14 protein-coding genes and 1 pseudogene are annotated in these 12,618 nt (G+C 39.0%); 6 read left to right on the forward strand and 9 right to left on the reverse strand.

The window, feature by feature from the left end; translation table 11 throughout:
* Positions 1-19: 19 nt before the first annotated feature.
* On the forward strand, positions 20-1,462 hold the full coding sequence (locus ACWATA_RS13550; protein WP_033578877.1) for an aminotransferase-like domain-containing protein: 1,443 nt from the start codon (positions 20-22) through the stop codon (positions 1,460-1,462).
* Here the strand turns inward: ACWATA_RS13550 and ACWATA_RS13555 are convergent.
* From ACWATA_RS13555 to ACWATA_RS13575, 5 genes and pseudogenes are all read right to left on the reverse strand, one after another.
* Positions 1,453-2,530: pseudogene (locus ACWATA_RS13555) on the reverse strand (HAMP domain-containing sensor histidine kinase). The gene ACWATA_RS13550 and the pseudogene ACWATA_RS13555 overlap by 10 nt on opposite strands.
* Positions 2,527-3,207 (reverse strand): response regulator transcription factor, encoded by a 681-nt coding sequence (locus ACWATA_RS13560; protein WP_034265788.1) that lies wholly within the window; start codon positions 3,205-3,207, stop codon positions 2,527-2,529. The pseudogene ACWATA_RS13555 and the gene ACWATA_RS13560 overlap by 4 nt, the downstream one beginning before the upstream one ends.
* Positions 3,208-3,218: 11 nt before the next feature.
* Complete coding sequence (locus ACWATA_RS13565) at positions 3,219-3,782, reverse strand: class I SAM-dependent methyltransferase (RefSeq protein ID WP_033578874.1); 564 nt, start codon at positions 3,780-3,782, stop codon at positions 3,219-3,221.
* A gap of 127 nt (positions 3,783-3,909) precedes the next feature.
* Positions 3,910-4,089: a hypothetical protein gene (locus ACWATA_RS13570; RefSeq protein WP_080963388.1), complete on the reverse strand. Its 180-nt coding sequence runs from the start codon at positions 4,087-4,089 to the stop codon at positions 3,910-3,912.
* A 139-nt stretch (positions 4,090-4,228) separates the two neighbouring features.
* A complete protein-coding gene (locus ACWATA_RS13575; protein WP_099330906.1) occupies positions 4,229-4,948 on the reverse strand; it encodes an SDR family NAD(P)-dependent oxidoreductase in 720 nt (239 codons plus the stop codon).
* Between the two features lie 198 nt (positions 4,949-5,146).
* Between ACWATA_RS13575 and ACWATA_RS13580 the strand changes: the two genes are divergently transcribed.
* Both ACWATA_RS13580 and ACWATA_RS13585 read left to right on the forward strand, forming a co-directional pair.
* Complete coding sequence (locus ACWATA_RS13580) at positions 5,147-5,773, forward strand: FMN-dependent NADH-azoreductase (protein ID WP_028413489.1); 627 nt, start codon at positions 5,147-5,149, stop codon at positions 5,771-5,773.
* A 66-nt stretch (positions 5,774-5,839) separates the two neighbouring features.
* Entirely contained in the window at positions 5,840-6,052 is a 213-nt protein-coding gene (locus ACWATA_RS13585; protein WP_223546565.1) for a hypothetical protein, read from the forward strand.
* Positions 6,053-6,131: 79 nt separating this feature from the next.
* On the opposite strand, the gene ACWATA_RS13590 is transcribed toward ACWATA_RS13585, so the two are convergent.
* Positions 6,132-6,899: a TrmB family transcriptional regulator gene (locus ACWATA_RS13590; protein WP_473049921.1), complete on the reverse strand. Its 768-nt coding sequence runs from the start codon at positions 6,897-6,899 to the stop codon at positions 6,132-6,134.
* A 126-nt stretch (positions 6,900-7,025) separates the two neighbouring features.
* Between ACWATA_RS13590 and ACWATA_RS13595 the strand changes: the two genes are divergently transcribed.
* From ACWATA_RS13595 to ACWATA_RS13605, 3 genes are all read left to right on the forward strand, one after another.
* The gene (locus tag ACWATA_RS13595) at positions 7,026-7,799 is read left to right on the forward strand and encodes a sulfite exporter TauE/SafE family protein (protein ID WP_013056888.1); all 774 of its coding nucleotides are present in this window, start codon (positions 7,026-7,028) and stop codon (positions 7,797-7,799) included.
* Positions 7,800-7,962: 163 nt separating this feature from the next.
* Positions 7,963-8,628 (forward strand): hypothetical protein, encoded by a 666-nt coding sequence (locus ACWATA_RS13600; protein WP_223260154.1) that lies wholly within the window; start codon positions 7,963-7,965, stop codon positions 8,626-8,628.
* A gap of 102 nt (positions 8,629-8,730) precedes the next feature.
* Complete coding sequence (locus tag ACWATA_RS13605) at positions 8,731-9,621, forward strand: PhzF family phenazine biosynthesis isomerase (RefSeq protein ID WP_323873749.1); 891 nt, start codon at positions 8,731-8,733, stop codon at positions 9,619-9,621.
* Between the two features lie 40 nt (positions 9,622-9,661).
* On the opposite strand, the gene ACWATA_RS13610 is transcribed toward ACWATA_RS13605, so the two are convergent.
* The 3 genes from ACWATA_RS13610 to ACWATA_RS13620 form a co-directional block, all read right to left on the reverse strand.
* Complete coding sequence (locus ACWATA_RS13610) at positions 9,662-9,940, reverse strand: hypothetical protein (protein ID WP_223260155.1); 279 nt, start codon at positions 9,938-9,940, stop codon at positions 9,662-9,664.
* A gap of 113 nt (positions 9,941-10,053) precedes the next feature.
* Positions 10,054-11,556, reverse strand: coding sequence for an NAD(P)H-hydrate dehydratase (locus ACWATA_RS13615; RefSeq protein WP_098999897.1), 1,503 nt, complete (start codon positions 11,554-11,556; stop codon positions 10,054-10,056).
* An 11-nt stretch (positions 11,557-11,567) separates the two neighbouring features.
* Positions 11,568-12,608, reverse strand: a complete 1,041-nt coding sequence (locus ACWATA_RS13620; protein WP_098999896.1) for a C45 family autoproteolytic acyltransferase/hydrolase — start codon at positions 12,606-12,608, stop codon at positions 11,568-11,570.
* Between the last annotated feature and the right edge of the window lie 10 nt (positions 12,609-12,618).

The following is a 12,618-nucleotide window of genomic DNA, read 5'->3' on the forward strand; positions in this document are numbered from 1 at the left end:
TATAAAAAGGTGGTCTCACATGAACTGGACTCCAAATCCGGCTGATAAAAAGCCAATGCACAAACAAATTCAAGAGTATATGAAAGAGAAAATCATAAATGGAGAGTGGCCTATTGGAACGAAAATTCCTTCTCAGCGCCATTTAGCTGCTAGCTTTTCTGTAAATAGAAGCACGGTGGTGACGGCAACCGAAAACTTAATTGCTGAAGGACTGCTCAGCGGAAACAAAGGAGGCGGCACCAAGGTCATCAACAATACGTGGAGCTTACTAGCATCAGGTTCTCACATGAACTGGAATTCGTATGTAGAAGCAGGAATATACCAACCAAATTCTCCGACTATCCGCCATATTAACGAAGCTGAATTTCAACCGGGCATTATTCGTTTAGGAACTGGAGAGTTAGCACCTGACCTGCTTCCTTCCCATCATCTTGCGGAACTATTTAGCGGAACTAACCATAGAAGCGTACACTTGGGCTACGAGCACCCAAGAGGAAATGATGAGCTCCGACAAGAGTTAGTGAAGCATGTAAAAAAACGCGGCATTGAAACGTCTCCTTCATCTATTTTAATTGTATCCGGTTCACTTCAAGCCCTTCAGTTAATTTCAATCGGCCTGCTGCCTCCAGGTGCCAATATATTAGCTGAAAAGCCTTCTTATCTTTATTCTCTACCGTTATTTCAGTCCGCACAAATGAAACTAACGGGCGTTTCATTAGACGAAGAAGGAATGCATTTAACTTCATTAAAAGACCAGCACGAAAAAGAAAAAGGCACAGCTTTATATACAATACCGAACTTTCATAACCCTACCAATGTAACGATGAGTGAACAAAGGCGCCAAGAGCTGCTTCGCCAGTGTGAAAGAATGCATTTGCCGATTATTGAAGATGATGCTTACGGAGAGCTTTGGTTCCATTCACCGCCTCCGCTTTCATTAAAAGCTCGAGATAAAAATGGAGTGGTTCTTTATTTAGGAACGTTCTCTAAAACATTTAGTCCGGGATTTCGAATTGGATGGATTGTAGGGCCTGAACATGTAATTGAGCGATTGGCCGACCTTAAAATGCAAGTTGACTACGGAGCCAGTTCCTTATCTCAATGGGCCGCTGCTGAAGCTCTAAAAACCGGAATTTATGACAAGCACGTTGCCAGCGTACGCTATAAATTAAAAGAAAAATCTCAGCAAACGCAGGCTATTTTAGAGAAGTATTTAAAAAGTCTTGCTGCGTGGAATACTCCGAGCGGAGGTTTTTATTTTTGGCTGACGCTGCATAAGCCTGTTTCGATGCGGAAATTATTTAAGCACTGTCTCGACGAAGGAGTTCTTTTAAATCCAGGCGCATTGTATGACCATGAAACGTCACAGCATATCAGAATATCCTTTTCTTATGCGACGCTTGCAGAATTTGAATACGGCATTAAAATAGTCGCAAAAAGCCTTAAGAATCTTTACAAGTGATTCTTAAGGCTTTCTTGTGTTAGGCGGCAGCTTTATCGAAAAAGTGAGCTTATTATGCTGACGCTCTGCTCGTATCTCTCCTTGATGCAGCTGAATAATTTGTTTTGCAATAGCCAGCCCTAAACCTGAACCATTTACGTTCGTTCTTGATTCATCACCTCGATAAAATCGATCAAATAACTTTTCCACCTCAAGTTTTTCACTGATGTTAATGCTGTTACTAAAGGAAATTACCAACGAATCCTCATCAATTTCCTGATTCACCTCTAATACGGAAGGCTTTTCGCTGTACTTCTTGGCATTTTCGAGCAAGTTTTGAAAGACTCTTACCATTTTTTCTACATCAATAAATGCATGCCATTCACAAGCAAAGTTAGTCTGAATTTCAATGCCTTCTCTTGTTAAAATTGGCTCGTACTCTCCTATTACCTGTTGAAGCAAACGTTTCATGTCAATTTCATTTCTCTGAAGCTGAAAATCCGGACTCGTTAATTTTGTATAGTCAAACAACTCATCTATTAAATCCGTTAAATAATTTGCTTTTGAATCCACAATATATAAGTAGTTATCTAATGTTTGATCATCCATATTTTCTCTTTTTTTGATTAAATCGAGGTACCCCACAATGGAAGTTAAAGGCGTACGCAAATCGTGAGACACACTTGATATTAGCTCATTTTTCAATTGCTCCAGCTCTCGTTCACGATCAAACTTTGTACGAAGCTGCGCAGACATCTTGTTAATGTTTTGACTTAATTCAGCCAGCTCATCTTTTCCTCGTACATGGATGGTTGCGCCTAAATCTCCATTTGAGATTTTTTGAACTTGTTTAGAGATTTCTTTCAGATAACGAATATGGGAACGAATAAGTGCTAAAAAAGCAAAAACAAAGACCACAACGGCGATAAAGAAAAGTCCAAACGCTAATACATTATATGCAGGGACATTCATTTTCTCTTCTTGTATATACCTGCTCAAAACAAGCCTAGCAATTAAAATAAAAATTAAATTGGTAGCCAAAAAACTTATAATGATAGCAAAAAGAAGCTTTACACTTATTCTTCTCATATCCTGTATCCTACGCCCCATATGGTTTTAATATAAATGGGCTTTTTCGGATTATCCTCAATTTTTTCACGAATTTTTGTGATATGGACCATTACAGTATTATCCGATTTAAACGCGTCTTCTTGCCACACGGCTTCATATATTTTCCCCATGCTCATCACTGTTCCTTTGTTGCGTGCCAGCAGCTCTAAAATATCAAACTCTTTTGGCGTTAAACGAATCTCTTGGCCGCGCACAAATACAAGGCGGGTGCTGCGGTTAATTTCCAAATCGCCAATTTGAATAACGTCACGCTCAGCGCGTTCATTGTATTTTTTATAGCGTCTAATTTGTGATTTGACTCGTGCGATGAGTTCGAGTGGGTTAAATGGTTTTGTTAAGTAATCATCTGCGCCTGCTGTTAGACCAGAAATTTTGTCCATATCTTCTGACTTCGCCGAAAGCATAATAATGGGCATGTTTTTTTCTTCACGTATTTTAAAAGCTGCGTCGATTCCATTCATCTGCGGCATCATGATATCTAATATAATTAAATCTACTTCCTGTTCCTCTAAAAGCGCTAATCCAGATACAGCATTAGAAACTTTCAGCGTTTCAAATCCTTCATTTTCTAAGTAAATAGCAATTAAATTACGAATTTGCTCATCGTCATCTATAATTAAAATTCTGTCTTTCATTTACAAACTCCTTATACCTCATTCTTTTCGCATGAAAAAATGTATGCGGGAGGCACGTTTCTCCACTCTTTTTCAACTTTAATGTGGGGGAAAAACGTGCGGATCAACTCTTTTTTTAAATTCGTATACTGAAACGTAATAAATTTCCCTTCATCAGCTAATACGCTTCGCGTGTTTTGCAAAATACAATCTGACACCTCAGCTGCTAAAGAAGCAAAAGGAAGACCTGATAGTACGTAATCTACTTTTGAAATATCATACTGTATCAAGTACTTTTGAACATGTTCAGCCGAGCCGTGTATCACATACACATTTTTTTCATCTCTTACTTGTTCCTTTACTTTTTCGTAAAAATGCCGATTGTATTCGATAAGAAGCAAAGTTGTACAAGCGCTTCGTCTTCTTATTAATTCACGGGTAAAAACTCCGGTTCCTGGCCCGTACTCTACTATACAGGCTGCATGTTCAAAATCAATCCCTTTCACCATTTTTTTCGCTAAGTGCGTAGAGCTTGGCAAAAGCGCTCCTACCGTTCGCGGCTGGTGAAAATATTGATACATAAAAGCTAAATTCATTTTCTATTCCTTCTTTCTACTCTTTCTTTCTAGAATAGAAAAAAAATCTAAAGAAACGTTAAGTAAATTTCTTAAGAATTCTTAAGAAAACAAAAAGGAGGATGGGACATAACGGAATTAACCCAATCTAAAGACGAGCAAATTGGATTAATAAACTCATATGGATTGCTCTTGACACCGCTGTTGATTTCCGTGCAAGACTTCGCTTTCCGCGGGCGGCCGATGAGCCTCCTCGTCGCTTACGCGCCTGTGGGGTCTCATCTGTTCCGCTTTTCCCGCAGGAGTCTTCACCTTGCCCTCCAATCAACAGCTAGAAGCGGTGAAACCAACGTCTATAATAACAGTAAAAAATCCGAATGGTCAGTCAATAATACCGATTGATCATTCGAATTTATTCTTAACTAAAATATTTTTGTCCAGCCTCGATTACTCGTTTAAAAGATAATTTATCGTAAATAACATCCGCTATTTAAATCAAAGGTAGCTCCTGTATAATGTTTTGCTTGAGGACTCAGTAAAAAAAGAACGGTATCTGCCACGTCTTGAGGCGTAACAAAGCTTGGAATCAGCTGATGATCGATGTATTCATTTTTGCGCCACTCTGGAATATTTTTCATCATATCGGTATTTACCATTGTAGGTGCTACGGCATTCACACGGATATAAGGAGAAAAATTCATTGCACAGCTTTTGGTTAATCCTAATATCGCTGCTTTAGACATTCCATATATAGCATCGGAGCTTCCTTCCATTCCTGATACGGACGATATATTAATAATTGCTCCTTCTGTTTCCTTTTCCATTAATAATTCACCAAAGTATTTGGAGAAATAAATATATCCTTTAATATTAGTGTCCATCACAAAATCTATTTCCTTTTCTTCATAATCCAATAAATTTTTCCCTAAATACACGCCCGCATTATTAACTAATCCATATAGATTTTTATCTTTTATTTGATAAAAAAGATTTTTTACGGCCTTCCCTTCTTTAACATCTACTACATACGTTTCAATATGGCCCTTTGTATCTTCAGCTAGCTGTTTCAAAGCTACTTCATTACTATCACAAGCAATAACTGAATAGCACTTCGACACACATTCTTTTACAATTTCTTTTCCAATTCCAGCACCTGCACCCGTGACGATTACCCATTTTTCTTTCATCTCGACACCTCTTATCTACTTTCTGTTACACATACTTGTTATGTAAATATTCAAACATTTATTATACCATTATTTTCTATATAGACATCCATTTCTTGCGCTCTTTTTTAGCTTACCTGACAAAGCGCGTATAGTTTTTTATGGGAGTGATAACGATAAGACAGTACATTATTTCAAACAAGAAAGAGATGATAAGACGTGGCAAAAGTACTTTATATTACAGCTCATCCTCACGATGAGTCTCAATCATTCAGTATGGCAACTGGAAAAGCATTTATCGATGCTTACAAAGAGCACAATTCAAGTGACGAAGTTGTACATATTGACCTTTATAAAGAAAATATCCCTCATATTGATGCAGATGTATTTAGCGGCTGGGGCAAACTTCAGTCTGGCTCGGAACTCTCTTCTCATGAACAGGAAAAGGTCAATCGCCTTGCAGAATTGAGCGAACAGTTTGTAGGAGCGGACAAATATGTTTTTGTAACTCCTATGTGGAACTTTTCGTTTCCACCGGTTATGAAAGCTTATTTAGACTCTGTAGCCGTAGCGGGTAAGTCATTTAAATACACGGCCGAAGGTCCGGTTGGACTATTAACGGATAAAAAAGCGCTTCATATTCAAGCGCGCGGAGGCATTTATTCTGAAGGTCCTGCAGCTGATATGGAAATGGGGCATCGCTATATTGGAATTATGATGAATTTCTTTGGAGTCCCTTCGTTAGACGGCATTTTTGTCGAAGGGCATAACGCAATGCCAGATAAAGCTCAGGAAATTAAAGAAAAAGGAATAGCAGAAGCAAAAAAACTTGCCCAAACCTTTTAATATAAAGAGGCTGTAACAAAAATATTTTGATTAAAGGAAGATCCGAACGAGGGCTTGAGACTCTTAATGGAGCATCAACTTTGTTCGGATTTTTCTGTTGGTAAAGTGAACGTAGCTTTCATGCATGGTGGCTGCTTCCAGCAGTTAATTGGAGGGCAAGGCGAAGACTCCTGCGGGAAAAGCGGAACAGATGAGACCCCACAGGGGCGTAAGCGACGAGGAGGCTCATCGTCCGCCCGCGGAAAGCGAAGCCTTGCACGGAAATTAACTGCGATGTAACAAGCCATTCATACTAAATCATTTATCCCGTTTGTTCGTCTTTCGATGGAAGTGATTTCGTTATGTCTAAGTCTCTTTTCTACGCAAAAAAGCTTTCTCTTTCCCTTTCGATCCACCTGTCCATTTCTCGATCACTTTTTTCTACAAGTCTGTTAACGAGGATATCATGCCAAATATAGTTTTCAAGTAAATTAATGTTAACTCCGTTATTGGTATAGTAAGCCATTTCTTTATGACCATAAATCATTTCACTGCTGTCAACAGATATAATAAACCAGTTTTGATTCCCAATATTTTCGGTATAGCTTGTATGGCGGTGCCGGTCAAATTCCTCCATCGCTTCATCTTGTTCAAACACAATTCCTTTTAGTGTGACACTCTTCCTTAGCTGTAATAAAAGAGGCTTCAACTCATTATAAATATCAGGCCAAAGCGAGATGACAATTTTATTTTTTGCTTTTAGCAGCAGCGACTCACAAAAAGCAAGAATGGCTGTTTCTCCTTTCATCGTCATAACCCGGCTTTCTTCTATAGACTCTGCAGTTTCAAGACGTTTAAGCGTTTCGCTAACGTCTTCATACGTTTCGTTCCATTTTTTCTGCAGCGAATGCAAAAAAGCATCGACGGGCAGCGACGTGTACTGGGTGCCATCATTACTCTCTTCTTTTAACGCCATGCCTTTTTCCTCTAGTGTTTGTAAAATATCGTATACACGCGCTCTTGGCACACCTGAATGTTTACTAATGCTATAAGCAGTGGAAGATCCTTTTTTGACAAGCGTCACGTATACTTTTGATTCATACTGATTAAATCCAAGCGACTGCAGCTGCTGAATAATATTTTCCATAAAGGAAACCTCCCTGTTTTTTAAGTTATTTGAAATTTTCATCATTTACATATTTACAACTGCTTTTTATATAGTTACTATTTAAGTAGTCACTATATATATATTATGACATGAGGAAGGTGCTTTATGGAAGAATTAAGTTTACAGATTGTTCTTTTGCTTTTACTCTTTGGTTTTTTAGCTGCATTCATTGACTCCGTAGTGGGCGGAGGCGGTTTAATTTCTACACCCGCTCTTTTATTTTTAGGCCTGCCGCCCGCTGCTGCCTTAGCTACAAATAAATTAGCTGGAACGATGGGCGTATTAACGAGTACCATTCGATTTGTCAAATCCGGAAAAGTCGATTTTCGCGTTGTGGGTAAATGGTTTCCTTTTGTATTTATTGGCTCTTTGGGAGGTTCAATCACCGTTCATTTTCTATCCTCTGCTTTTTTGAAACCTGTTATTTTGATTCTCCTTGTTTTAGTTGCTATTTATACAATCTTCAAAAAAAACTGGGGCACCACGTCCACGTATAAGCCGCTGTCTATTAAGAAACTTATTTTCTTTACTGCACTTATTTTTATCATTGGCTTTTACGATGGATTTTTAGGAGCAGGCACAGGTTCATTTATTTTATTTGCTTTTTTATTTATGGGATTTGATTTCCTGCAGTCAGCAGGCAGCGCAAAATTTTTAAATTTCGGCAGTAATTTAGGTGCTTTGCTTGTATTTTTGTATTTTGATTCTGTTGTATTTTCTTACGGATTAATTATGGGGTTTGCGATGATCGTGGGTTCTTTCGTTGGATCAAACGTCGCTTTATCAAAAGGCGTGACGTACGTCCGAACGCTTTTTATTCTTGTCACTTTAAGCCTTATTAGCAAAAACATATTCGACTATGTAAATCAGTACAAATAGATCAATGGTTTCTTTCGAACTATAACAATGAACCTATATATCTATTAGATTAATAAAACCACCTCTTACTATTTTCTTATTTTTGGGTAAATGTGTAAAAAGACACTAAAATTGTTGTATACTGATCGATGTTGTTTTACATAATTAGAAATATTATACAGAGGTGAACGTTTTGTTTAAGAAATTTAGGTTTTTATGGTTTATTTTGCTAATCTTTGCACTTATTTTTGTCAAAAATACGTTCTTTTCTTCTTCAGAGAACGCCGCTGAGACGCTAGCAACGTCAGATGTTCCACAAGCCGCAGCTACTTTCAAAGAGGGAAACAATCAGCAGGACGGAGTCATTATTCAAAAATATCGCAAACAGCTAGATGCAGCACAGAAAAAAAATGACGAAAAAGCTACTAAAGAAATACAAGAAAAAATTTATGAAGACGGAAGACAGGCGGCACTAAACTTTTTACCGCGCAATAAATTTCAAAGAGCTTTTTCTCAGCCTTCGAAAAAATCGGCCGATGACATTTATAACTTTCTAATTGCCCAAGTAGGGTTTGGAGGATATGATTCCCTTTATCAAGAAGCAATAGCCGCAAAAAAAGAAGCAGCTTCTTCTACTGATGAATTAAATATGAGTGGCATTCAAGCTAAAACCGCTGCACTTACATACGGCACACTCGCACAAAGAGAGCAGCTGCTTGTTACAAGTCTTGCCTATGACTTAAGCAGCGTAGGCGTCATTTCTTCCGATACAGCTAAAGGTATTGATAAAAAAGCTACTCATATGCTAGAAGTTAGAAAAGAAGGAATAAATGCCGCGATGCAAGAATAGTTTTGCAAAATGAAAAGCAGCAGGTAAAAACTGCTGTTTTTTTATTCTAAATAACGATGGTTATAGCTTTCATATAATGATATAAAAATGGAGGGAATTTTTATGAAAGAAGCGATTGTGTATCAATACGACGCGTTTAGCACCCGCCCTAATAAAGGAAATCCTGCGGGAATCGTGTTTAACGGAGATGATTTTTCAACTGAAGAAATGCAGGAGGTTGCTTATCAAGCACAGTTTAACGAAACGGCTTTTATCATGAAGTCTTCCCGCGCTGATTTACGAATTCGATACTTTACGCCCGGACAAGAAGCAGATTTGTGCGGCCATGCGACTGTCGCTTCTCTTTATGCTTTACATAGTAAAAACAAACTTCAAAAGACTACATTCACAGTGGAAACAAATGCTGGAATTTTGCCTATGACTGTACAGAGCAGAAACGGACAACCTGTTATCACCATGACTCAAGCTTCTCCGCAGTTTCATCCGTTTTTAGGTTCAACAGAAAAGCTGGCAAAAGCTCTTAATCTTCATATTGATGACCTTGATCAAAGACTTCCTATTGTATATGGAAGTACAGGAAACTGGACGCTTATTGTACCTTTAAAAAGTTTAGATGCCTGTAAAAAGATGAAGCCTAATCAAGAAGATTTCCCTCATATTTTAACTGATATGCCAAAAGCATCTATTCATCCCTTTTGTTTTGAAACGATTCACTCAGAAGCTCATATGCACGGAAGACATTTCTCTTCACCATTTTCGGGTACGGTAGAAGATGCTGTAACGGGAACAGCTTCTGGCGTGATGGGCGCCTATTATGCGAGATATGTGGATCAGCAAAAAATCGACCGCTGGCAATTTGTGATTGAACAAGGGCAGGAAATAGATAGAAATGGCTTCGTTCATGTAGAAATTACAAAAAAAGAAAATACGTATGGTGTGGTAATCGCAGGAGAAGCTGCCTATGTAACAAAGCAAATCGTTTCTCTTTCTTAATAAAAACGTGTCCGCCTGTTTGGCGAACACGTTTTTTTGTTTAATAAATAATAGCCTGTACGCTCATTATTGTAACGGTTAAAATAAGAATCACGTTTCCTATAATTAACCACGGCTTTGCGCTTCCTCTTCTACCTTTAATAGCCGTGATTAGTCCAGCAATGGGCAATAAAGCCATAATGATGACCCAAATTTTACGAAGAATGCTGGAATCCAAATAAAAACCAAACTGCATCATCGCAAATAACACGACTGTAATAAGGAAGAAAAGTGTAGGCACAGCTAAATGAATGCCTCTTGGTCTCATTGAGTAGTACACAACATCACTTTCTTTCTATGTAAAATCTTACGTAAAATAACGTTATCATTTACACAGAGTTTTGACAACTTTTTGAAGGATTTTGTCAACAAATTTTAATAATCCAGAAGAAATCACTTCTCATTCAGCTGCCCGAAGACTGCCGGAAGTGCAGAAATAACGTCACTTGCTAACATATCTATCATTGTATGCCCCTGATCGAGCAGCACATCCGCTGCTTTTCCATGAACATATACCGCATTGCTGATTGCTTCTTGAAGAGAATCATGCTGCATAATAAAAGCGAGGATGATTCCGGTTAACGTGTCACCCGTTCCACCTTTTGCGAGTCCTGCGTTTCCAGTGGTATTTACGTATTGTTTTCCATCCGGCGTTGTAACGATCGTGTTTGGGCCTTTTAATACAAGATACACACCATTTTCCACTGCGTATTGGCTAGATATCGAAAATCGATTTGCTTCTACTTCTGCGATTGTTGTATCCACGAGTCTAGCCATTTCTCCGGGATGAGGTGTTAAAACCGTTGCGTGTTCTCTTTCTTTTACTTCTTTCATCAAATCCGGCAGATGAAAAAGAGCATCTGCGTCGATTACAACAGAAACGGGCTGTTGAAGTACTTGTTCGACAACTTTCTTCGTTTCTTCCGTTCTCCCAAGCCCTGGTCCAACTGCAATTGCATCGTACTTTGCTTCTTCTAAAGGAATCTCGCCTGCAAAAAAGCCATCTTTGCTTGGGCATGGCTTATACATCACTTCTAACATGTGAGCAGCTGCAATCGCATGAATATCATTCGGAAGCGCAAGCGTTAAGAGCCCTGCTCCGCTTGTGAGTGCTGCTTTTGACGTTAGCATCGGCGCTCCGGGTGTTTGAAGTGAACCTCCTATTACGATTCCTTTTCCATGTGTACCTTTATTGGACGAAGCATTCCGAATGGGAAAAGATTTCTTAATATGCTGAGTTGACCATACCTCTTTAAGAGGTGAGCTTTTTTCAATTGCTAGCGGTGGGATACCGATATCTACTACAATCAATTCACCATAGCTTTCTTTACTCGGGTATGTAAATGCCGTGATCTTTGGCTGCTGAAGCGTAATCGTAGCATCTGCACGTACCGTAAGCTCTTGCTTCTGTTCCATTACTCCACTTGGGACATCGATGCTGTATATGTAAGCCTTAGAGTCGTTTATTTTTTTTATAATGTTATCATAAGGAGATTTGATGCTGCCTTTTACGCCTATACCTAATAAACAATCAATAAGGACCGTATACTTTTTCACAGAGAAGTTGTCTCCCGCCGATTGCCACGCGAATCCAGCATTTCCATAGATGATCATGGCTTTTTTAGCTGCGCCTTTTATTTTCTCCCGTGCAGGAACTACCCAGACGTCAACTTCATAGCCTTTTGACTTCAAAGCACGGGCAATAACAAAGCCGTCTCCTCCGTTGTTTCCCGTTCCTATAAGCAGCCCTATTTTTTCATATTTTTCGATTCGCTCACTCAGCGCGTTTGCAGCAGCCTGTCCGGCATTTTCCATAAGGGACTCTTCACTCATCCCAATTGTATTCGTCATATAATCATCTACTTGATACATCTCTTGATTCGTTACAATTCTCATTATGCTGCTCCTTACTGAAACGGAAATGGTTCGTCTGTATTTACCGTTCCTTTTATTTTCGTTATAGTTAATTGTTCTCCTTTCACCCAATCCTCAAACGAGAAAATAAGAGGTTTTGCTTTTCGTCCAATTCCCACAATGACTTGCAGCGTCTCCGGTACATATGCCACTGTATGAAGCGTTCCAGCAGAATTCCGGTAATCTTCTTTAAAAATACCGTATTCATCTTCATTAAATAAAGAAAAAGCTTCAAGAGGCGATAGCTTTTTTTCAATATGATCTCGAATATGATCGAGCCTTTCCTTTGACTCTACCAAATGATGACGATTTTCTTCGACCAGCTGATTAAAATGGTTCGTACACCCCATCATCGTTCCTCTTTGTACATGAACGCCTCGTCCAGATGCTTCGACTACTGCTCCCTGTCCGCTGCGGTCGTAAATGGAATAATTAAACGCATGACGGTGCGGTGCCCTTTCTAAAATAGCAACAGCCTCTTCTGTCGTTTCACATGTTTCTAAAATAAACCGAGCAAGCGTACAGCAAATAAATCCGTTCGTTTGACGGCGGCGATTAACAAAATGATAGCCAATTGCTAATCCTTTTTCGTTCATTCCATCCATTCGCCCAATCATTCTTGTTCCAAACCCGACGCTTGCATATCCTTCATTTGGCTGAAAAAGCAAAAATCGACCTTCGTACGTTTTCGGATGATAATCGTAGTTCCGCACATACACACCGTGCTGCATAAGAGCAGAACATCCCGTTTTCTTCCACTCTTGCTGATACCCGCTGTACTCATGTATGACGTCTTCAAGAGGCCAATCTAAGCCTTCTGCTAGGCCCAATAGCTCGTCCCACAGTCCGGGAGCAAATAAGTCGTAATAATGACGAGCTTCTTTTGCTATCGTTTGATAGCTTCGTAATGAACGTTTTCTTCTTTTTTGATGATTTTCAAACAGCTTTGTTCCTTTATGTAATTCCCCTTGCATTTTACCAAGCTCTCGGTAAGAGCCTCGCCCTTGAATAACTTCTACCTGTATTTCTTTCACTTCTATCACT

The sequence above is a fragment of the Priestia sp. USM5 genome, assembly GCF_058323215.1.

Bases quoted from the DNA above. Each gene is read 5' to 3' on its own strand.
- ACWATA_RS13550 (WP_033578877.1), top strand. From the start codon at position 20: ATGAACTGGACTCCAAATCCGGCTGATAAAAAGCCAATGCACAAACAA.
- ACWATA_RS13560 (WP_034265788.1), bottom strand. From the start codon at position 3,207: ATGAAAGACAGAATTTTAATTATAGATGACGATGAGCAAATTCGTAAT.
- ACWATA_RS13565 (WP_033578874.1), bottom strand. From the start codon at position 3,782: ATGAATTTAGCTTTTATGTATCAATATTTTCACCAGCCGCGAACGGTA.
- ACWATA_RS13575 (WP_099330906.1), bottom strand. From the start codon at position 4,948: ATGAAAGAAAAATGGGTAATCGTCACGGGTGCAGGTGCTGGAATTGGA.
- ACWATA_RS13585 (WP_223546565.1), top strand. From the start codon at position 5,840: ATGGAGCATCAACTTTGTTCGGATTTTTCTGTTGGTAAAGTGAACGTA.
- ACWATA_RS13590 (WP_473049921.1), bottom strand. From the start codon at position 6,899: ATGGAAAATATTATTCAGCAGCTGCAGTCGCTTGGATTTAATCAGTAT.
- ACWATA_RS13595 (WP_013056888.1), top strand. From the start codon at position 7,026: ATGGAAGAATTAAGTTTACAGATTGTTCTTTTGCTTTTACTCTTTGGT.
- ACWATA_RS13605 (WP_323873749.1), top strand. From the start codon at position 8,731: ATGAAAGAAGCGATTGTGTATCAATACGACGCGTTTAGCACCCGCCCT.
- ACWATA_RS13615 (WP_098999897.1), bottom strand. From the start codon at position 11,556: ATGAGAATTGTAACGAATCAAGAGATGTATCAAGTAGATGATTATATG.